At 48.5% G+C, this 20,582-nt stretch carries 15 protein-coding genes; 6 read left to right on the top strand and 9 right to left on the bottom strand.

Annotated elements, in window-relative coordinates:
• Positions 1 to 18: 18 nt before the first annotated feature.
• Entirely contained in the window at positions 19 to 1,479 is a 1,461-nt protein-coding gene (locus G6M89_RS20245; protein ID WP_206335648.1) for an SLC13 family permease, read from the bottom strand.
• Positions 1,480 to 1,703: 224 nt separating this feature from the next.
• Between G6M89_RS20245 and G6M89_RS20240 the strand changes: the two genes are divergently transcribed.
• The 3 genes from G6M89_RS20240 (at position 1,704) to icd (ending at position 4,472) form a co-directional block, all read left to right on the top strand.
• Entirely contained in the window at positions 1,704 to 2,138 is a 435-nt protein-coding gene (locus G6M89_RS20240; protein ID WP_165163719.1) for a universal stress protein, read from the top strand.
• Between the two features lie 2 nt (positions 2,139 to 2,140).
• Entirely contained in the window at positions 2,141 to 3,109 is a 969-nt protein-coding gene (locus G6M89_RS20235) for a D-isomer specific 2-hydroxyacid dehydrogenase family protein (protein ID WP_165163718.1), read from the top strand.
• Positions 3,110 to 3,215: 106 nt separating this feature from the next.
• Positions 3,216 to 4,472, top strand: a complete 1,257-nt coding sequence (gene icd / locus G6M89_RS20230) for an isocitrate dehydrogenase (NADP(+)) (protein WP_165163717.1) — start codon at positions 3,216 to 3,218, stop codon at positions 4,470 to 4,472.
• A gap of 148 nt (positions 4,473 to 4,620) precedes the next feature.
• Here icd and G6M89_RS20225 read toward each other — a convergent pair whose 3' ends face one another.
• The 3 genes from G6M89_RS20225 to G6M89_RS20220 form a co-directional block, all read right to left on the bottom strand.
• Positions 4,621 to 5,442, bottom strand: coding sequence for a fumarylacetoacetate hydrolase family protein (locus G6M89_RS20225; RefSeq protein WP_165163716.1), 822 nt, complete (start codon positions 5,440 to 5,442; stop codon positions 4,621 to 4,623).
• A 181-nt stretch (positions 5,443 to 5,623) separates the two neighbouring features.
• Positions 5,624 to 5,899 (bottom strand): NAD(P)-dependent oxidoreductase, encoded by a 276-nt coding sequence (locus G6M89_RS22920; protein WP_394352382.1) that lies wholly within the window; start codon positions 5,897 to 5,899, stop codon positions 5,624 to 5,626.
• A 767-nt stretch (positions 5,900 to 6,666) separates the two neighbouring features.
• On the bottom strand, positions 6,667 to 7,437 hold the full coding sequence (locus G6M89_RS20220; RefSeq protein ID WP_165163715.1) for an IclR family transcriptional regulator: 771 nt from the start codon (positions 7,435 to 7,437) through the stop codon (positions 6,667 to 6,669).
• 355 nt (positions 7,438 to 7,792) lie between these two features.
• Between G6M89_RS20220 and G6M89_RS20215 the strand changes: the two genes are divergently transcribed.
• From G6M89_RS20215 to G6M89_RS20205, 3 genes are all read left to right on the top strand, one after another.
• Positions 7,793 to 8,590 carry an SDR family oxidoreductase gene (locus tag G6M89_RS20215; protein WP_165163714.1) on the top strand — a complete coding sequence of 266 codons (798 nt, stop codon included), beginning with the start codon at positions 7,793 to 7,795 and terminating at the stop codon, positions 8,588 to 8,590.
• Positions 8,591 to 8,837: 247 nt separating this feature from the next.
• Positions 8,838 to 10,241, top strand: coding sequence for an FAD-dependent tricarballylate dehydrogenase TcuA (gene tcuA / locus G6M89_RS20210; RefSeq protein WP_165163713.1), 1,404 nt, complete (start codon positions 8,838 to 8,840; stop codon positions 10,239 to 10,241).
• A 374-nt stretch (positions 10,242 to 10,615) separates the two neighbouring features.
• Positions 10,616 to 11,899 carry a Coenzyme F420 hydrogenase/dehydrogenase, beta subunit C-terminal domain gene (locus G6M89_RS20205; RefSeq protein WP_165163712.1) on the top strand — a complete coding sequence of 428 codons (1,284 nt, stop codon included), beginning with the start codon at positions 10,616 to 10,618 and terminating at the stop codon, positions 11,897 to 11,899.
• 1,074 nt (positions 11,900 to 12,973) lie between these two features.
• On the opposite strand, the gene G6M89_RS20200 is transcribed toward G6M89_RS20205, so the two are convergent.
• The 5 genes from G6M89_RS20200 to G6M89_RS20180 all read right to left on the bottom strand — a co-directional run bounded on the left by G6M89_RS20200 (position 12,974) and on the right by G6M89_RS20180 (position 20,511).
• Positions 12,974 to 14,023 carry a tyrosine-type recombinase/integrase gene (locus tag G6M89_RS20200; RefSeq protein WP_165163782.1) on the bottom strand — a complete coding sequence of 350 codons (1,050 nt, stop codon included), beginning with the start codon at positions 14,021 to 14,023 and terminating at the stop codon, positions 12,974 to 12,976.
• Positions 14,024 to 14,552: 529 nt separating this feature from the next.
• A complete protein-coding gene (locus G6M89_RS20195) occupies positions 14,553 to 15,080 on the bottom strand; it encodes a hypothetical protein (protein WP_165163711.1) in 528 nt (175 codons plus the stop codon).
• Positions 15,081 to 15,091: 11 nt separating this feature from the next.
• The gene (locus G6M89_RS20190; RefSeq protein ID WP_165163710.1) at positions 15,092 to 16,123 is read right to left on the bottom strand and encodes a hypothetical protein; all 1,032 of its coding nucleotides are present in this window, start codon (positions 16,121 to 16,123) and stop codon (positions 15,092 to 15,094) included.
• A 96-nt stretch (positions 16,124 to 16,219) separates the two neighbouring features.
• Positions 16,220 to 19,579 (bottom strand): hypothetical protein, encoded by a 3,360-nt coding sequence (locus G6M89_RS20185; protein ID WP_165163709.1) that lies wholly within the window; start codon positions 19,577 to 19,579, stop codon positions 16,220 to 16,222.
• Positions 19,580 to 19,791: 212 nt separating this feature from the next.
• The gene (locus G6M89_RS20180) at positions 19,792 to 20,511 is read right to left on the bottom strand and encodes a Fic family protein (RefSeq protein ID WP_165163708.1); all 720 of its coding nucleotides are present in this window, start codon (positions 20,509 to 20,511) and stop codon (positions 19,792 to 19,794) included.
• Positions 20,512 to 20,582 lie beyond the last annotated feature (71 nt).

The raw sequence follows: 20,582 nt of genomic DNA, 5'->3' as shown, positions 1-20,582 counted from the left end.
CCGTGTTTGTGGGTAGTGCTAGAGTATAGCATCTACAAGTGGCCAGTAGAACAGCCAAGTAAGAGGGATAATGACCAGAGCAAACAGCATGGTGAGACAGCCAAAGACAAACACCTCGCGTAAATTTAGCGGCCCCTGATCAAACGATACTAAAACCGACGTTGTATTGAAGGGTAAAAAAGTGGTTGATGCAACAACGAGCAAAATCGAGAGAGCGAGATAAAACCGATTGACACCAAGGACACCACCAAACTCGAGGACAATAGGAAGAACGACGGTAATCGCGGCGGAAGCCGTCGAGAAGAACGTTCGCATAATGACTGCGATAGCAAGGAGAATTGCGACAACTTGCCATGTCGTCATTGTTGCAAACGGAATCAAGTTAGTCATCGCATCAACGATGAATGTGAGTGTTCCAGTGGTCTCCATCACATCCAAGATCGAAAACATAGCACCGATCACAAAAAGAATTCCCCAGCTCATTGAGTGAACATCCTCGGACGTAATGATTCCAATATTTGGAAGCGCGAGCAAAACGACTGCGGCGACAGCTGGCAATATCGTCGGTATACCAAGAAACGAACCTACAATCCAAGCAACCACCGTTCCTCCCATGACCAACGCAACAATTCGTTCGTTGCGACTCAGTGGTTCAGTCCCATACCCTTCGGATTGTGCTATCCGCGACTCATCGTCCAGTTGACCAGTGTCCGTAATCGTCGTCGTGTCGTTGATTGGATACAAACGGACTGCAGCAATGGCACCAAGAGTATACAAAACGGCAACAGGAGGAATCATATATATCGCCCACTCCACCCAAGTAATATCCCGAACAGAGGACCGGATTACTTCGGATGTGATGATTGCCATTCCACCACCAGTCATGAGGGCCATAGAGGCAATTGGGTTCACATGGCCAAGGATGAAAAACGACGATTTCTCGAAGTTACTTCCCTGACCTAGCCCAAATCGATCAGCAATTCCCTTAACCAGCGGAATGAATGTAACCGTTCGAGCAACCGCGGACGGCATAAAAAACGACAGTCCGAAGAGATTTGCCGATAACGACCTAACCGTTTTGCGGGGCGTACTCTCTTTCGAGAGAATTTGTTGTGCTGCCCGCTCGTCGAGGCCTGTCTTTGAGACAGTGTTTCCAAGAAGAATGAGCAAAAATAGGAAAAAGACCAACTCGGAAGCAAATCCACTCACTGCCGCGTCAAATGAGTCTGTGATCCCTAACGCGAACAGCAGTGACATCGCCAGCACGCTCGAGATCGTAAATGGGACTGGCTTCGTAACCCACAGCACGATTGTTAGGAGAAAAACAGTAAGCACTAATTGCATTTCTCGCTCGAGACCGACCATAGGCGGCGCCATCACGCCAATGACGAGGATGACAAGCGAAACAAGTGTCCCTGCAATTTGGATGAGGCGAGTTCGACGTGGCACCGACTCCGCCTCATCAGTGTCCGAATCCATTAGGATCCAATTCCAAGACTGCGTTAAAAAAACCTACTGTTCCGGGGGATTTCGTCTCTGAAAAGGACATAGCAACCCAAAGTAATCGATACGAGTAGGTGGTTGGTTATATTTACCACCAAAGTGAAATCATAGTATAGGTTGAATTTCCAAAATGGCTACACGAGACCTCAATTAGTGCGACCACCAGTCTATATATCCCGTTAGTGAGTATAACGGGGTGTATGCCTGTAATAGCTGCAGTCGATCGAGGCGAATCGACCGACGACGTAGTCACGGAAGCAGAGGCGCTCGCAAAAGCGATGGATGAAGAACTCCACATCGTTCACGTCCTAAGCCAGAAAGAGTTTCGTGGGATCGAGCAGACGAGTGTTGAGGAGACAGGGACCACGGTACCCCTCGATGAAGTTCGTGCGTACGCGAAAAAGATTGCTGATGGTGCGGCCGATAACGTCGCCCAGGAATACGAACCGGTCGGCCTAGTTGGCGATACCGCAGAAGCCCTGCTAGGATACATCGACGATCACGATGCACGGTACATTGTGCTCGGTGGACGACAACGCTCGCCCGTCGGGAAGGTTCTCTTTGGGAGTACGGCTCAATCCTTGCTCCTCAATGCGACGTGCCCAGTTGTCACGATTATTCGAGGAGAAGAATAACCATGGTACAGGCGCTCGTCGATCAAGATATTAAACCACGCGAGATACTCTTTGACGTGGCTAACAGCGATGTTAACATCGAAATTGGTGTTGAAAACACTGAAACAGCACTGGTCGATGCCCTGACCAACAAAGAGGTACTCATTACCTCTTCAAGACTACCAGTCACGAAACGAGTACTGGAGTCAGCCTCAGAACTCGAACTGATCGCAAAAATTGGTACCGGACTTGACTCAGTGGATCTCGAGGCCGCGGCAGAAAACGACACTACCGTCGTCTACACACCCGGGCTTAATGCCCTCTCCGTCGCCGAGCACGCACTCTCGTTACTCCTAACTGTCAATCGAAATGTGTTTCTTGGACAACAAGCCCTCGAGAACGGCAATTGGCGGGATTCAATGCCGACAAGTCGGCCAGTCACCCAGCAGACGGTTGGAATCATTGGATTTGGAAACGTCGGGAGTAGAGTTGCTGGCTTGCTCGATGGGTTCAATGCAGAGGTGCTTGTATACGATCCGTATGTACACGAGGTAGATACACAAATCACGGGGACGGAACTCGTGTCTCTGGACCACCTGCTCACGGAATCAGATGCAATTATAGTGACAGCCGAACTAACGGAGGAAACACGAGGTATGATCGGCAAAGAAGCGTTCGAGAAAATGTCGCCAGAGGCAACCATTGTTAACACGGCGCGAGGCCCGATTGTTGACCAATCAGCGCTTGTAGAGGCCATTCGAAACGAATCAATCGCAGGTGCCGGGCTCGATGTCTTCGAGACAGAGCCACTTCCTGTGGATTCTCTGTTACACGAATATGCCAACATCGTCGTGACGCCGCATATCGGTGCCTCAACGGACCGATCACGCCGTGCTACAATTGAAACACTGATCGGGCTAGTCAATACGCATACCGCAAATGAGTCAGTCCCTGAGCGGTTTGTAGCTGTTGACGCAGAAGAGTCCAACTGATTTCCGCTCCCTTTTTTCAGGGGGCAGTAAAAATAGCAGTTCGTGAACGACAAGAACACCTGAATAGCACAATTTATGGTTATGGAGTGTGCCTGTTCAAATGATTATGACGTACGACAAGGTTGACGTCCCCGAAGGTGGGGAACAGATTACAGTAACCGACGATGGCGAACCAGAGGTTCCAGACAATCCGATTATTCCAATTATCTATGGAGATGGTGTTGGAAAAGACATTGGTCCCGTAACACAGGACGTCCTGCAGGCAGCTGCAAAGGCAACTGGACGGGAAATCAATTGGATGCGTGTCTACGCTGGTGAGTCAGCCCGAAAAAAGTATGACGAAAATCTTCCCGATGAGACTGTCAAAGCGATCAAGGAACACCGCGTCGCAATCAAAGGGCCACTAACGACACCCGTGGGAGCCGGCTTCAGGTCTCTGAATGTCGGGCTTCGTAAACTACTCGATCTATACGCAAACGTCCGTCCGACCTATCACCTCAATGGTGTACCGTCACCCGTAAAGGAGCCAGAACAGATGGACATGGTGACGTTCCGCGAAAACACCGAGGATGTCTACGCAGGCATCGAATGGAAGGCTGGAACGGATGATGTTGAGGAAGTTCGTGAGTTTGTTGAAGATGAGATGGGCGCAACCGATATCATTCATGATGGCCCTGTTGGCATCGGTATCAAACCCATCACTGAATTCGGGACCAAACGACTGGTTCGACGTGCAATTGATTACGCCCTCGAGCACGATCGTGATTCGGTCACTCTCGTACACAAAGGGAACATCATGAAGTTCACCGAGGGCCAGTTCCGTGACTGGGGCTACGAGGTTGCTGAAGAGGAGTATGGAGATGAGGTTATCACCGAGGACACGCTCTGGGAAGAAAGCGATGGGGAAGCTGACGATGATGTTGTCGTAGTCAATGACCGCATCGCGGATAACATGCTCCAGCAAATCCTGACGCGGACCGACGAGTACGATGTCGTTGCGACAATGAATCTGAACGGTGATTATATGTCTGATGCATGTGGTGCTCAAATCGGTGGTCTCGGCATTGCACCTGGTGCTAACTTCGGTGATGGCCGCCTTCTTGCCGAACCAGTTCATGGGTCTGCACCAAAGTATGCCGGTCAAGACAAGGTCAATCCCACCGCGATGATCCTCTCAGGCCGTATCATGCTCGAGTACCTCGGGTGGAACGACGCTGCGGACCTCGTCCGCGACGCTGTTGAAGAGACCATTTCGTCCGGCAAAGTGACATACGACCTCGAGCGCCAACTTGACGATGCCGAGAAGCTCGCAGCCAGCGAATACGCCAAAGAGGTCGTCAACAATATCGAGAAGCTTTCGTAAACACTTCTCGGCATTTCACACCAGGTCTATGGCACCGCCGTCATATATATTTTCTATAATTTCTGGCTGCTAAAATATAGAACTTCAAGCCGTTTCTCCAACACTTCTTACAGAGTGGGGTGTTGTTGGTAGTATAGCTGAATGACGGTTAGCGTACGACGTCAGCGCTCACATCACCAACAACCTCAACATCCGCAGTTACATGATCGCCAGCGTCGATCGGCGATGCGCCCGGCGTGCCCGTCGAAATGATATCACCGGGTTCGAACGTCATGATGTTAGAATGGAAGGATACAAGTTCCCGCGGTGGTGTCATCATGTTCCGAACTTGATTTTCAGCCTTGACCTCGCCGTTGACAATCGTTTGGACCGTTACTGACTCGAGATTTCGAACCTCATCGGTTGTAAGTATAGAGGAGCCAAAGACGATGAACGAATCAAAGCCTTTTGAGCGAGTAAGATATCGAGGATTCTTTTCGAGAATGTCCTCAGCGGTCATATCGATAACAGGGACATAGCCAGCAATTACAGACTCTGCATCATCTTTAGCGACATTTCCACAGGTTCGCCCTATAACGACAGCGAGCTCACCTTCAGCTGTGACACGGTCCGATATTTCCCGTTCAGGGAGTCGGATAGGGCCACCGGGACCAGTCACCGCGGTTTTCGGCTTCATGAAGCTAGCTGGTTCAGTCGGTCTATCCTCGTCGAGATCAGACGCATGTTCGGCGTAATTGAGCCCAATACCCCAAAGTTTACCGTACTTTCCGAGCGGAGATGCAAACGAGATGTCTGAGGCCGGAATAGGCTCAGCAGTCGCCTTACCAGGGTCCGGAAGAGTACCAGACGCAGCACGCGGTAAGGCATCACAAATACTCGTGAGTGAGGGGTCAGCGGCTGAGAGTGGAACGTATCCGGTGTCATCACCGAGCAACGGCGCACCACCCGCAGACCGAGCAAGACGTACCATGTCACCACCCCCCTTTGTTTTCGACGTGTAATTGGGTGGGCCCAGGCGTCTTCTCTATGATTGCTCCGACTGCTGTAGCATCAATGGTCCGTAGCATCACTGGACACATACAAGCAATAGTCATGTGTATCCGTCAAAAGCGTTGCCGGTAGTGACAATCAATGTAATTCAAACCAGCGCTCTATACAGTACCGGCAAACATCATCGATTGATTGCCTCCGCACTGAGTGTTGTCCACGGAAGTAAATTCTTGTAGACCTATCGACGTATTTTCACCACCGAGACTCATTCGCCGTAGAGACCAAATTGTGGTTCCTGAGATGTTTAGTGCCATGGCGAGATCGTCATGTTTGATAAGCGAATGATCTGGTGTAGGCATTTCATCCACAAAGACGTCAAGTCTTTCACCAGTAATTTCATTGTTCCCCAGTGCAGCAAAGAGGGCATCTTCGTCAATATTCAGATTGGGATGAGAGATAAAAAGCGCGAGTCTTCGTTAGGCAGAGCTCCAAGACTAATATCAAACAAACTTCGGAAGCAAGATCCCGAAACAATACACTGGTGGTCTGTTTTTCCCCACTATTTGCGAGTGAACTTCCTGGCTGAGACGTTTCAAAGTTCCAATTACCCACCAATATAACTGACTCATACTTCCCCAACTACCTCCTCCTCAATATAAAATACAAATACATAGTGCTATTAATAGACCATTTGTAGTAAAGCATAGATCATTATAATACGAGAGTTTGGTTATGGAGCCCACATATCCAATCCCGTGTCACGAAATCTTGGTTCATAGTTAGATAACGTAAAGACGAGATATTGTCGGTGAGTAATAACTTGTTGATAAAATTGTTCTGGGCTATCGCTCAAACGTCGTTATCAACCGGTCTAAGCAAAATACCTCATCAATGTTGGATAACTAATCCAATTCCTGGTGTTGGATGAGTAGATATTGACATACAAGTTTACAGGAACTCTGGTGTAAGCCCAACCATTCTCTCAATTCCCCGGGAATGAATTCTCCAATGACCGAGTCAAACTTATTTACAAAAGTACACGCGTAATTCCGACAGTGCCGTTCTACCTTACAACAGTACCTGTGTAATAACCTCTGATGTTGCAATTACAAAGAGACACACGTAATTCCGACAATGCCGTTCTACCTTACAACAGTACCTGTGTAATAACCTCTGATGTTGCAATTACAAAGGTACGTTCGTATTACAATTCGTACTTGATCTTTAGCTCGAGTTCGTTCACGACTCCAAGTAGCAGGTCGGAGATCTCTGTCTTGAGCCTTTCACCCTTCAAGCGGTGAGCTGGTCCCGAAATACTCAGTCCCCCGATTACGGACCCATTTGGGTCCATAAGAGCGGTTCCGACCGAGTTCAGTCCTATTTTTGATTCCTCTAAATTGAACGCAATCTCGGTCTTACGAATGTTTTCAAGTTCGTCAGAAAGCTCGTCTTCATCAGTAATTGTATTCGTCGTGAGCGATGGAAGTCCGTGTTCGGTAATTATCTCATCAACATAATCTTCTGGAAGATTTGCTAGGATTGATTTCCCAGCAGCGGTGCAGTGAAGATAGCCTGTCTTACCTAATTGACAGTCTGTCTGTACAGCCTGCTTTCCAGTTCCTGTATGAACGTAATATCGCCTGCCATGCTCTTCAACAAGGAACTGGACGTGCTCACCAGTTTCTTCGGCCAATTCATCGACTTTCAATTTGGCCAGTTGGTACGCAGAATCACGTGTTTGCACACACCCAGCGATAGTCAACACTCGCATACCAAGGTGATACTCATCACCGACCTTCGTAACATAATCGTGTTTCAGCAGGGTGTTCAAATGCCTATGAACAGTACTAGGCGATTGGTCAAGGTAATCTGCTAATTCGTTTATTCGACCGCCATCAAGCGATCTGAGCGCTTCAATAATCTCCAATGTTGTTTCGGTCGATTTGACCGGGGGCGTCGACTGATTTTGTTTCATGACTTGTCCTGAGACCTCCAGGGTAATAAAGTCCCACCTCACGAAATTTCTCGAAGTCCTGTTGTGAGATTTAGTATCATAGGTACAAATCAACCCTGTATTTGTATATAAAGTTCCGTATTGCGGGACCAATACCGGGAATAATATGCACAATCATTATGTAGATGTTTTTCTCTCTTTCTTATTTAAATTAATATTTTATTTTAGTGTATGAGAACGATCTTATTGTATAGGACCACAGGCGTGAGACACAGCACTACGATACTAACCAAGCGGAGAACAGTCCACTACAGATTAAAGTAAGTTATCTAACAATTTTCGACGGTGATAAGTATGGCCTCTCTGTAATGATGATATGGACTTAGAACTAGCTGACAAGTCTGCACTCGTGTTGGCAGGAAGCAAAGGTCTTGGTCGAGCTGCTGCAACACAGTTCGTCAGAGAAGGTGCTACCGTAGTCATTACATCCAGTGACCCTAACAATTTGACAACGGCTGTCGAAGAGATTCAAGAGGAGACAAATTGTGACCCAAATAAAATCGGTTACCAAGTGTGCGATTTAAGCGATCCAGATTCAATTAAAACAGGTATGACGGGCGCAATTGACACACTTGGCGGGTTAGATCTTCTTGTAACAAATCATGGTGGACCCGCCTCTAAATTCTTTGCTGACGCTACACTGGACGAGTTTGACGATGCATATCAGGCCATCCTTCGGAGTACGATACAGGCCTGTAAAATTGCGCTTCCATACCTCCAAAACGGTAGTGGCTCAATCACGAATCTCGCTGCTGCCTCGGCATTAGAACCAAACAAGTACGGTCTCTTTGGCAATGTTTTCCGGTCTGGTATCTACGGACTATCTAAAACACTGTCAAGGCAGTATGGAAATAACGGTGTTCGCGTCAACTGCGTCGCTCCGCGTGGAATCCATACTGATAGGATTGATTACAAGATTACCCAACTTGCTGAAGATGAAGATATTTCAATCGAAGAGGCAACAACACAGCGAGAGAACGAACTTCCACTCTCTCGGCTTGGTTCGCCCGAAGAGTTTGGACGTGCAGTCGCATTTATTGCGTCACCAGCTGCTGGTTTCACAACCGGCGCCGTTTTAACAGTGGATGGCGGTTGGTCAGAGCACGCGTTCTAACCAATTAATAGCCTATTTTCTGTGCATTATTAAATTATCTTATCATATAATTGTGAGGTTCTATTCATTTCTGAGAGAGAGAGAGTTTTGTTACCTATATTTAAATTTTGGATAGTACATTTTGTAGCTCGTAAATAGTATGATGGCAACTGCCCCATAACATTGATTCCGCTGTTTCCGTTGAACAGAGTCCGTTCCCGGTGTACCCTATAACTATTAGTAGGTGCGCTCATACGCTGCTAATTGTATGCCCACAAGTAGCGAGTACGATGTAGTAGTAATAGGGTGTGGTATGGCTGGACTAGCAGCCACGAATCGCGCGGCCGAAAAGGGCCTTAGTGTTGCTATGCTTGAGAAAGCACCAAAAGAAAAACGAGGTGGCCACACACGATATAGTGAATCGTTCCGTGTCCCTTCAGCCGATGCCGATATTGAGCAATATGGGTACGAATTTGACATAAACGATTATTCAGCTGATGATTTCTACGATGATATCATGTCCCAAACAAACGACCGAGCAGATCCTGAAATCGCTCGAACCCTCGTCGATAACGCTGGGGACACTATCGAATGGCTCACCGAACTTGGCGTAAATTGGGACATGGACCCATTGAATGTAGGTTATACTGTCGCACGGACGTTCTTTGACGGTGAGGAACTTGTCCCAACCTTAGTCGAAACTGCCGAAGAGAATGGTGCCGATGTCTACTACAAAACGGAAGCTCGAGAACTCATCCGTAACGACGACGGCCGCGTTGTCGGTGTGAAGGCAATAACTGACGATGGATTTGTTAAGTTTGAGTCCGAGGCAGTCATTCTGGGTGCAGGAGGGTACGAATCTAGTCCCGAAAAACGTACGCAGTACTATGGTTCAGACTACGATGCAATGACTGTTCGCGGAAGTCGATACAACACCGGTGAGGCTATCGATGCAGCGCTTGAAACAGGCGCTAACGCAGTTGGACAATGGGGCGGTGCACACATGGCTCTGATTGATGCTGATTCACCACCCGTTGAAGGAGGAGCAAATCGTGTTGATGGGTACCAGTATGGTGTTCTTCTAAACCGCGAAGGGGAACGCTTCTTCGATGAGGGAGAAGATGCACGAGCACATACGTATGCAAAGCTCGGTCGAATTATCTTCGAGCAACCAGGTCATGAAGCATATATTGTGATCGATGAGCCACTCAAAGACCATCAGCGTGCAACTGGACCAGGTGGGTGGGTAGAAGGTGAGTCCATTGAGGAAGTCCTTACTGAACTCGGATGCGATAACCCAGAAGCAGGAGTGAACACAGTCAACGAATTTAACGATGCGACCGACCCTGGGGAGTTTGATCCAGACTCACTCGATGGAAACGACACCAACGGAATCAATCCCGAAAAGTCCAATTGGGCGCTACCGATTGATGATCCACCATTCTACGGGTATCGCGTAACTGGCGGTATCACATTCGCCTTTGGTGGTGTAGAGACGAACAGCCGTGCAGAAGTAATCGATACACGTGGCCAGCCGATTTCTGGGCTATACGCAGCAGGAAACAGTGTTGGCGGGTTGTTCTTCGATAATTATCCCGGAGGAACTGGACTCTCAAACGCTGCCGTATTCGGCAAAATTGCTGCAGAAGAGGTTTCTAACGAGATGAATTGACAACATATTAGGAAGAAGTTGCTCATAGCCAACCGAGAAAGGGAATTCTCGTTCGGCTATACAACATCCATTGAACGAGCTACTGCGGAACAGTATTCCACATTTTGACCGCTTCTATGAGAGTGGATTAATAGACACGCTGGTGCAAAAGTCAAAGTTGTTTTTGATATCGATAGAGTCGCTGTGCGAACCCACGCAGATATATCCTCAATACCCTGTAAAACTGATGGGATTTTTGCCGGAGATAGCTGAAATTCTGTAGAACCGGCCGTTGTCCCCTCTAAGAATTATATCTGGTCAAAATGTGGAATGGGAGTCACCCCAAATCGATAAACAACAATTTTAATAAAGATCCGTAATAAGCAACCTAACATATGACCACTGACGACCCACTACCAAGAGAGCCACCCGACATGGCTTCTGACAGAGGTAACGAGGTTCCAAAATTTCAGAAGGACTACGAGGGGGGTAAACCGTCCGAAACCTGGTTTACGGAACTTGATCATGCTGTTATCCAGGAGGGACGCTGTATCCAGTGCAGTACCTGTGTCGCTGTCTGTCCGGTCGATACAATCGGTGTCGACGAAAACGGACTACCAACCCAGACAAAGATGTGCATCGGATGCTCACGTTGCTGGGACTTCTGCCCTCGTGGTGGCCTTCGATACGAACGTCAATGGAAGATTACCGGCGGAGAAGACAACGTCAAAGGCGCCGGCGACCCGATTGACGAACACTCCGCCAAGGTTCGAGACAACTGGCGAACGAATGCACAGGACGGTGGTCTCGTCACTGCCATGCTTATTCGCCTGCTCGAGGAAGGCAAAATCGACGGCGCGATCATCGCAACAGAAAGTGAGGACGAGCCATGGAAGGCCGAACCGCTTATCGCAACCACGCCCGAGGAGTGTATCGAGAACGCAGGTTCGTTCTACAACCAAACAATGGCACTAGAATACCTCGACTACAGATCCATTGAGGATACGTTCCCAGAAATGAACCTTGATGACCTCAGTCTCGCAGTCGTCGGGACGCCATGTGTGATCGAAGGAATCGAAGCCCTGCAGGACTTCGAATGGGACTACGGTAGCCACGAGGAAGGCGTTCGTGCGATCGAGTACACGATTGCACTGATGTGTACCAAGAACTTTAACTACTACAAGTTTGTTGGTGAGCAACTCGAGGAGAAACGCGGTATTCCTCCAGAGGATATTAAGAAGATGGATATCCTCCACGGTAAGATGATGGTCTGGGACCATTCCGATGAGATGATCCTCGAAGAGGACATTGAGAACTTCCACAATGCCGCGTTGAAAGGCTGCGACGAGTGTGCTGATTTCACCGGCTACTGTGCAGACGTTTCGGTCGGCTCGGTCGGCTCGTCTGACGAGTATTCAAGTGTCATTATCCGAACGGAGACGGGCCAAGAAATGTGGGAGCTCACCGAACCAGAACTTGACTACCACGATCTGGAGGACCGCTCCGCGATCGGCGGCCTCCAAAACTGGGATAAAAAGGCTGCATTCGACGCACTCGAGCGACCGTTCGATCCAGATGCGCCGCGGTTCTTCTCCTACCACGAACACGCTGAGGAGTATGGCGTTGATCCGAACCCATATGATCCATCAGTGAAAGGCGAACCGAGCAGCAGCAGCTGAGATCAGTGGAAACGGTCGTGCACATCATGATAGGTATTTCAATCATTTGTAGGCCAAGGATCTTTGTGTTCAGTTCTCCGACAAGGTTGATGGTAGACACTTGGCGTACCTCCACACAACTGAATCGTGAGATTTGTCCCATTATCCCTGCGAAGTCAAACCTCTGCAGACCACCCGACAAAAAGACACCTCGAGCGTGGTAACAGCGGTAATTCAAGCAAGGCAACGGAACGTAGATAATCTATTTTTTAACGAAAAAGGTAATACCTCATCATCGAAGTTTATTAACGGTATTAGCTTCAAGAACTGAAGCATCTTACTCCACCTGTGGACTACCTCTGCTATAGAAGCGATCGTGGCTGTGGAGTTTAAATTTGATTTACTCGACAGCACCGAAGTGGGGTCGGTGCTGTCTGCGTAAGGTGAGTTGGCGAGGTGATGATGTCTTCGCAAGGGTGCCGATGCCGATGACAGTCCCCACCCCTCGCCATTTTGATTTTTAAGCCTGTTAGTAAATAAATCTACTTGCCAAAGTATTTGGTAATCGTACCAACCGCTCTCGTCGACACAGAGTCACAAGCTAGCCTAAACGTTCACCGTGCGACTAACAAACATTATAATATCGAACCCGATAGTTGTGTTTAATTAAGGACGGAAATGAGGAGATAAGATTTCAGTTGATCTATGCCAAAGATCACTTATCCCAGTGGTCGTGGCAACTATAGTAAATTAGTTGGATCTGGTGAATCACTAGACTGCGTCCGGATTGGAGGCTTGAGATATGGAAGATTGCAGCGAGAATGTTCTTGTAATCGTTCTCAGCGGGAGCTATCTCCCCAACAACCTCGATTGCCCCCTTATCAAGGGTAGTTACAGTGCACGCCCAATACCAAAATCCGACGCCCTATGGCGATTCACCAGAGCGTTCTCAGCCAGATTTCCGCGAGGAACTCTCAGCGAACCACCTACGAAAGGAGCGCTGAGACAATTGTAGTACGCCCACGCCCTCTGGAAGCTTAATGTAATATTCGCACATCAAACAGCTATTGGTGTAGGTTGTTCTCGAGCCCGTCGTTACTCTCTCACCTCGTCGATTGACTTAGCAACGTCCTCCGCTTTGATATCCGAATACGCCTCGTGAGTCGTTTCTATCGACGAGTGCCGCAGGGCCGATTGGGCTAACTCCGAGTGGCCTTGTTCATACAACTCAGCACCCAATGCTCGCCGTGCACCATGTGGTTGGAGGTAGTCAGCGTCGCCTGTGAGTCCAATCCTAGCCTCGGCAGTCAACTGTTTGAGGATCTGTCGACCGGCCTCTTTGGTGATCGACGGCGGGGCAATCCGTTGCTCGCGACAGACGGTGTCGATATCGGTTCCGGTCGGAGGTCGTTCGCCCGTGGCCATTTCAATGGCGTCGTACTTGCTCGCAGCGTGGTCGGTGGGGAACAGCGGCCACTCGGCGGTCGGTGGATCCTGAATCCGATGTAGTCGCTCGAGGGCATCTTGCGCATCTCTGGTCAGTCCAACGGTCTCGTACTCTCGGGACTTCCCGAAAACTTCGAGTCGGCCGTTCGCGAGATCGACGTCTCCCCACTGAAGCCCGTCACGGGCATCATCGTTCGGGTCGCGAAAGAGTTCGGCCCCACGCAAACCAAGTTCGGCAAGCAACACGACGATTGTCCGGTCGCGGTAGGCCCGCTCGAGTGGTGTATCAATCGTCTCGTCACGTGCCATACGGACGCGTTCGTCGGCGTACTCGAGTAACCGCTTTCGTTGGTCCGGTTCCCAGAACTGGGTGTCCCGCGTCGGCGTATCTTCGGGAAGGAACTCTTCGGCGGCTTCGGTGTCGGCGGGATTCGTGTCGAGTTTCCCATCCCGAACGCAAAACGAGAGGAACGCACGAATGTACCGGAAGTACGTATTCGCTGTCGAACCCGCAATGTCGCCATCGATGGATGCACTTCGCAACTCGAGACCGTAGTCCCGAAGGTCGTCGGCGATCAACTCGTCGACGCGTTCGATACCCTGGTTCTCGCAGTACATGGCAAAAGCAGTGAGCGGCGATTGCATCGTCGCGCGGCTGCCGCCAGCCTCGAGTTTCTTGGTGAGGTAGCGTTCGACCATGCTCTCGACAGTTGGATCCTCCTTGCGATTGCGGGCTCGAGAACCGGCTGTAAGTTCAGAATTTCGTTCAGGCACGATTGTCACTGTGGGGTAGGGCATCGACCCACGTAAATCTACTTGGTTAAACTGGTATTTAACCAAGTAAGTTCCGTATCGGCTCTCGTTGTCGCTCGTGGCAGTCTCGAGAGTTCTACCTGCAATACGGACATATATGAATTGTATACAGCTATATGGAATCTAACCGCTGGAATACTCTCGTCTCGAGAATGCCGATGAGTCCCTCCATCCACGGTTTTGATATCAACGTGAGAACGATGGACTACTCACAGTGGCACGGCTGTACATGGTGTTTGGAAGAATAAGACAAGGCCGGGCGTTCTCCTATGAATGAATCGTCGCCATAGATGACGCTATCCCGTTCAAAATCGGAGCGATCGTGTCACTAGTCAATGCCTGTTCTCCTCACCGAGTTGCTCGTTGAATAGCGCTGTTTCCTGCTCGGAGCCTCTGTATCTGTCAAATCGTAGTTTCAGTCCCGATAACCACCGTCATTAGACAAAGTGTGTTCCTCTACTTCCATGATTTTAGTTTGTATTTGTATCATAGAATCATCATCAAGTAGAGAAGGATTGAGTTCTACGATGGTATCATAGAATTCCCGAGCAGTATCAATAACCGCATCAATCCAGCCCTGTTTTGATACAGGCCGTTGAACGTCAATTTCGAGGCGCTCATCAGGGTTTCTCGCTCCTTTCAATGTCGAACACCGTCCAACATAGATTGAGGCATCGTCCCGCGGATCAAGTGCTAACCAAGATGGCCCAAATTCAAATTCAACAATATACTGTTCGTCATTGAGAACTGCCTCAACGGAATCAAGAAAATTGAGGACAGCGCCGCATGCGAAGCCAGTAACTCCAGAACCTTCGTCCCCATATATATACGTCTCATCCACTTTGATTGCAATTTCAATCCAGCTATCTGGGGACTTGTTCTCTATGACCTCCTGTCGATAGTTCTGATCATAGTAAGGTATTATCTCAGCACTGTCGGACACTCGATTAGTCGTCATGTGGTGTCTACCCAACCGCCTTGGCCATCATTAAGCTCTGGGACCCATCGCTGAACGTCATCACCGCTGAGTGGATATGTAGTTAGTACCGAACCGTCCGATCTCACATGAACCCTCATTTCATCGACACCAGTATTAGGATAGCCTGATTGGGTAGGCTGGTAGTAGTATTTGGTCCTCTGACCTTGCATCGTAACATCACCGTTTTTAATAGATTCGAAAGTCAAATCTTTGATATCTTCTCGTGACATCGTGCCTGGCAGCGATTCTCCGTTTACTTGTTGCCCAGTTGGGAACATACTTGTTCCTCCCTCTGTATCCATCCCATAGTTCCCATCGATGTGCCTCGCACTGATATGCTCCCATCCGTAATCGAGATTCCCGTTCTCAAGCCAACGAACTTCGCCATCTCGTTTCGTGATTAACTGTACATCTGCGATGTCAGTTTGCTGCGTTATACGAACGAGGTCAGAGGCTTCATCGATATCTAAGTGTCGATACTGTAGATTTCCACTCTGCCCTGTATCAAGATTTCGATTGTCATACAATTCACTCAATCGATTAGTGGTCGCTAGATTTTCGTTAAGAACTTGTTGTACATCATTTGGATCAGTGATATCACTGACGAATCGAACAGTTGCATCCCCATCAGCACTATTTGCTAATCGGGCTGCGAGAGCTGTTTGATCGCTCGAGGACAACGCTTCAAGGTGACTGTTAGGGATCTCATCAAGCCGTGTAAGTGCAATATCCTGTTTTCCAGGTGAGAATCCCCGTTCTTGGAGACCTCGCATGACAGTTGGTGTATCGATTTGCGGGTTCCCACCATCAGACACCACTCGTTGACTTATTTGTGCAGTTTGAGATCCTTGTCCTGCTCGAAGAGTTGGTGTGACATCGTCCAAACCAGCTCTTGCCGTGTCAAGGCGATTTGACAAACCAGTCGACTCAGAAACTCCCCTAGTAATAGTTCCGCCGTATGCCATCGATGCGACGAAGTGGGTAGCGTAGCCTTCGTACCAACCCATTGCATATGCATCATATTCATCAGGATTTTCATACTGGTCATACGGATTATCACGATCTTGTTGTTGTTCGACGCTTTCAGGTAAATTTTCGATTATTTATTGGACTAACTCCGGATCAAGCTCGTCGGCGAACGCTGTTAGTGAGCTGTAGACCCCAACAGGATCAGACAACACTAACATAACGAATTCAGGGAGTTCTGAGGCACCGTGAGTGAAGCCTGAGAGCGTGCCAGCCGCGTTCGGATCAAGTCCATGCTGACTTAGTTCACCGTAGAAAGACGATTGACTGTGAAGGAGTTGATCTTGGACATTCCCGTGGATATCACTCGCCTCAACCATCGTCTCCGAGCCACGAAGTGCTGTCATGGAGCCCTCCCATAGCGACTCATACTGTGTATTCCACGTAAGAGCCGTTGGTGGAGGTGAAAACGTTTCTTCGTCAATCGAGGAACCCTCTCGAAGTACTTCGAACGACGAAATTCCCGCTTCATCCTCCAATTGATAGGTATAGCTGAAGTGCCAGCGAGGACGGTCGAAACTCGCCCACTGAGAGGATTGTTCGTAATTTAATAGTGTGGCCTCAGGAGGCGTTGTGGTGAACACCGTCGGGTCTTCACTGTCGAGTGAAAGTGCCTGCGTATCAGAGATACCGTCATCAGTCGTGTCGCTCTGCCGGGGGTTGGTTCCTAACTCAAATTCCTCAACATCGGTCAGTCTATTTCCGCTCGTATCGCTTACTAATGGGTCTGAATCAACAAGGCGGGTCTCGAAGAATTGGGCTGGATCACGTTCATCATCCGGTTCCGTGACTGCTTCCATCAACTCAAGCGCATCCTCATGGTTGTCGACGATATCTATTTCCCAACCATCGAGTTGTTGTTGATCTGGAAGGCCGTCACCGGTCGTATCTACACGAGCAGGGTGGGATTCAACATGGTTGAGGTGTGCCTCGAGTTTCGTTTGATTATCTTCTTCGATGACTTCCCAGTCTATGTCGACTGTCTCGTTGTCGGGTCGTCCGTCACCACTCGTATCCAGGGAAAAGGGATCTAATTCGAGCGGGTCACCGATGACATTGTCGTCACCATCCGCAATTCGAAGATCCATCTCGGTGACTGCGTCCGGAATACCGTCATTGTTCGAATCAAGGAGGGTTTTCGGTTCATCATCCGACTCAACGTCTCCGATGTCGATTTGAACAGTATAGAATTCGCCAAGCGATGGAGTGAACTCTACGTGACTCTCATTATTCGGTGTACGGAGTTGTAACCCCTCAGTCCGCTGAGTTCCGGGGTTTGTCAGTCGAACTGCAACACCATCAGATCTATCAGGCTCTGTTCCGACTTCGAATCCCGTTCGCATTGCATACGAGCCCGAATTGTCCGTCTCATGGCGAATGTCACCCTTGATGGTTGTTCCCGATTCAAGTTCGATGAGTTCGTCATTTGAAGTGTAGTAGGTTCCTTGCGGCCCTGTTTCTAATTCCAGTGCATACTGGCCATTTGACGTTAGATCAGATACAATGCGAGACTCAGCGCCTCCATCACTTGTACGCGTGTAATTGTCGAAGTCACCTGACTCAAAATTCTCTATCAGTTCACCGTCACCATATCGAATATAATCTACAATGCCGTGATCGCCGTCGGACACAAAGTCACCAATCGATCTAAAATTCAGGTGATTGCCATACTCGTCTGGATCGTGGTCGTCGAGAACAGAAGCAGATCCAACCTCAGTACCATCTGAATCAGTGACTGTGACTGTGTATTCGAGTGGGTCATCTACGGTATCATATTCGGTTGACGTAATCGAGTCTGTAGACGTTAATCGCTCCTCAGAGAGGGTATCCTCGGTGAGATTGTCTGATGCGTTCTCCGCCGTGTTATGTGCGATGCGACTTTCACCAACATTTGGTTCTATGGAACTCTCAGACAACGCCTGCGTCGCTTCCTTATCCAACGAATTATCCCCCGCATACGTACTGTTCTCAAAGTGCCTATCTTCGAGAACAATCACATCTGTCGTGAAATCGTCCCACTGTTCAGTGTCAAACACCGAAAAGAACGAGAATCCATCTACCTCTGCAGTTGCTGTCTGCTCTTCAAGATCTATCTCTGACTCTATTGAACTCCACGAATCATCACTAGTTGGGTCCCACGTGTACATCGCGAGTGAATCAGTTTCAGATTCAATATCATCATCAAGCGGGATCGTAACCGACGCGTCGTCAATGGCCGTTTCGTTCTCTATTCGCACCATCGGTGCTGCACGATATTCAGCATCACCAGAATCTGATTGATTAGTGACTGTGACCGCATCTGGACCGAGACCGTCACCAGTCGCATTGACTACAGTTCCACTTTCATCATCAGAGACATTGACATCATATGATTTATCTGGATCACGCGGTGGCGTCGTTACGTTACGTTCGTCAGTTTGGACAGTGGTTTCCTGTGTCACTGTCCGGTCGCCATCCGTTGTGGTCACTTCGAGTGTAACATTATCATTGGGTTCCAGTTCAAGTTGGGCCATCCCAGTCGCGAGGTGTCCGTCAACGCCTGGAGTGTGAAGAGATTCAGTATCGACGATGTTTTCTTCGGAAGCCACATCGAACGTACTAAACCTTGTAGCATCAGCACCGAATACCGTCGCTTCAAGTCCCACCTTTACAGACCCATTATGTTCAAATGGTTGGGTTGTTGTAACGAAAAGTTCTGGTTCAGTATGTTCGCTTGCTGTATCAAGTGCTCGTTCAGTATGGTGGACTGCCTCTCGATAATGATCAATCGCGTCTGCATGTGTTCTGATCTCGCGTTCTAATTCATACTGATTGGCGCCCTCGACAGATGATTCTCCTCGATTAAGAGCGGCTTCAGCATCGTCAATTGCCTGCTCAACCTGCTGATATTGGGCTGGCTCGTCGATTTCATCGCCAAAATGTTCAAGTGAGTGCTTAGCATCGTTGATGGCAACGTGTGCGGACTGTTCACTCGCATTGAAGATTTCGTGTGCGCTCTCGTTGAGTGCCTCATCATGATAACTACCAGTTGCCCTCGATAGACTGTGAAGTGCTCTCGCTTGTGCGTCGAATGAAGTTCGGTCAACTGGTCGATAGACATCATCATAGTGCTCGAGTGAAATTGCCAGTTCGTTTGTCGCTTCCGTCACATGATGTTTGTTTTCTTCTGATGCTTTAAGTTGAGAAAGTGACTCATTTGCAAGCCATATTCGCTCAACTGGTGAATACTGTGTTTCGAGAATATTTTGATCGGTATCAGGTGGGTTGTCAGTCGAATTATCGGTGAATGCAAGTTGTGATTGCTGTGCCAATTCAGGTTGTTTGATTGACTTATCTTGGTATTCTGGTGATGAGGCAACTGCAATAGGAGAAACAATTGATGTTATAAGTAAAATTGATAGAATTATAGCCAGTAATTGATTTACTTTTCTAGACATGATTGATACACCATACATAAAAGTTCTTATTATATATTGTGATTGGAGTGCGTAGATTTGAGAAATATTAATAAGATTCGACAAGCGAAACGATATCTGGCGCTTTGAAAATCCGATTCCGTTCCTTATCAGTTAATTTATAATGATTTCTTCATCGTTGAATTTCTCAATCGCGTCGTAAACTGCTTGTCGAGAGCGCTCAGTCGCGTCAATCACACGCGGGGCCTGAAAATACGACTCTTCGAATAGATGATCATGACATCCCGAACCGCTAGACTATTTGGAAATCGATCACGGTAATCGATACGGGGTGATACAATCTGAATACCACACTGATAGGCATCAACAGCCTGCGCAGCTATTGCATTCAGGACAATGTGATCCACGATTCCCACTCGCCGTGCTGGCTTACAGCGAGTAGACGGACGAAGTACTCTGTTCGATAGGGTTGAGATATGCTGATAAGTACATATACGGTTCAGCGAGGAGATCTGCCTGATATAGTTGCAGCATGATTTGGAGCCTTCCGAGTCGACCATTGCCATCACGGAAGGATGAATCGTCTCAAATTGATAGTGTGTAATAGCGATATCAATCAGTGGTGGGTAATTACTATTTTTGATATACAACACCAGCTGATCAAACAAGAGCGCGACACTGTTTGGGTTGGCCGGTACAAATCGGACACTTTTGATGGGATTGTCCGGGCCAATCAGCACCGGAATCTCATCTTGAATGTTCCCTGGTCGCTTGTTCTCGCTACGGACATCGACCAATAATGATTGGTGGAGATTACAGAGTAGTTCTTGGTCAATCTGTCCTCCATCACCTAAGGCATCGAAGCCCGTTCGGATCGCTTCGGCATAATTATGGGCCCCTTGTACATCCTGTTGGTTTGCTGCTGATCTTTCTGTGTCGTTGCCAATATTCAATCCTCATCAGTAGTCATCTCAAAAGACCCAATAAACGGCCAAAACAGGCGGTTTTGACTCTGTATCAACCC

The organism is Natronolimnobius sp. AArcel1, assembly GCF_011043775.1.
In the GTDB taxonomy this organism is placed as follows: Archaea; Halobacteriota; Halobacteria; order Halobacteriales; family Natrialbaceae; genus Natronolimnobius.
This window is presented reverse-complemented; position numbering and strand designations above follow the sequence as displayed.

Coding starts and splice junctions, on each gene's coding strand:
- G6M89_RS20235 (WP_165163718.1), top strand. CDS start 2,141: ATGGTACAGGCGCTCGTCGATCAAGATATTAAACCACGCGAGATACTC.
- G6M89_RS20205 (WP_165163712.1), top strand. CDS start 10,616: ATGACCACTGACGACCCACTACCAAGAGAGCCACCCGACATGGCTTCT.
- icd (WP_165163717.1), top strand. CDS start 3,216: ATGACGTACGACAAGGTTGACGTCCCCGAAGGTGGGGAACAGATTACA.
- G6M89_RS20190 (WP_165163710.1), bottom strand. CDS start 16,123: ATGGGTTGGTACGAAGGCTACGCTACCCACTTCGTCGCATCGATGGCA.
- G6M89_RS20220 (WP_165163715.1), bottom strand. CDS start 7,437: ATGAAACAAAATCAGTCGACGCCCCCGGTCAAATCGACCGAAACAACA.
- G6M89_RS20185 (WP_165163709.1), bottom strand. CDS start 19,579: ATGTCTAGAAAAGTAAATCAATTACTGGCTATAATTCTATCAATTTTA.
- tcuA (WP_165163713.1), top strand. CDS start 8,838: ATGCCCACAAGTAGCGAGTACGATGTAGTAGTAATAGGGTGTGGTATG.
- G6M89_RS20245 (WP_206335648.1), bottom strand. CDS start 1,479: ATGGATTCGGACACTGATGAGGCGGAGTCGGTGCCACGTCGAACTCGC.
- G6M89_RS20225 (WP_165163716.1), bottom strand. CDS start 5,442: ATGGTACGTCTTGCTCGGTCTGCGGGTGGTGCGCCGTTGCTCGGTGAT.
- G6M89_RS20215 (WP_165163714.1), top strand. CDS start 7,793: ATGGACTTAGAACTAGCTGACAAGTCTGCACTCGTGTTGGCAGGAAGC.
- G6M89_RS20240 (WP_165163719.1), top strand. CDS start 1,704: ATGCCTGTAATAGCTGCAGTCGATCGAGGCGAATCGACCGACGACGTA.
- G6M89_RS20200 (WP_165163782.1), bottom strand. CDS start 14,023: ATGGTCGAACGCTACCTCACCAAGAAACTCGAGGCTGGCGGCAGCCGC.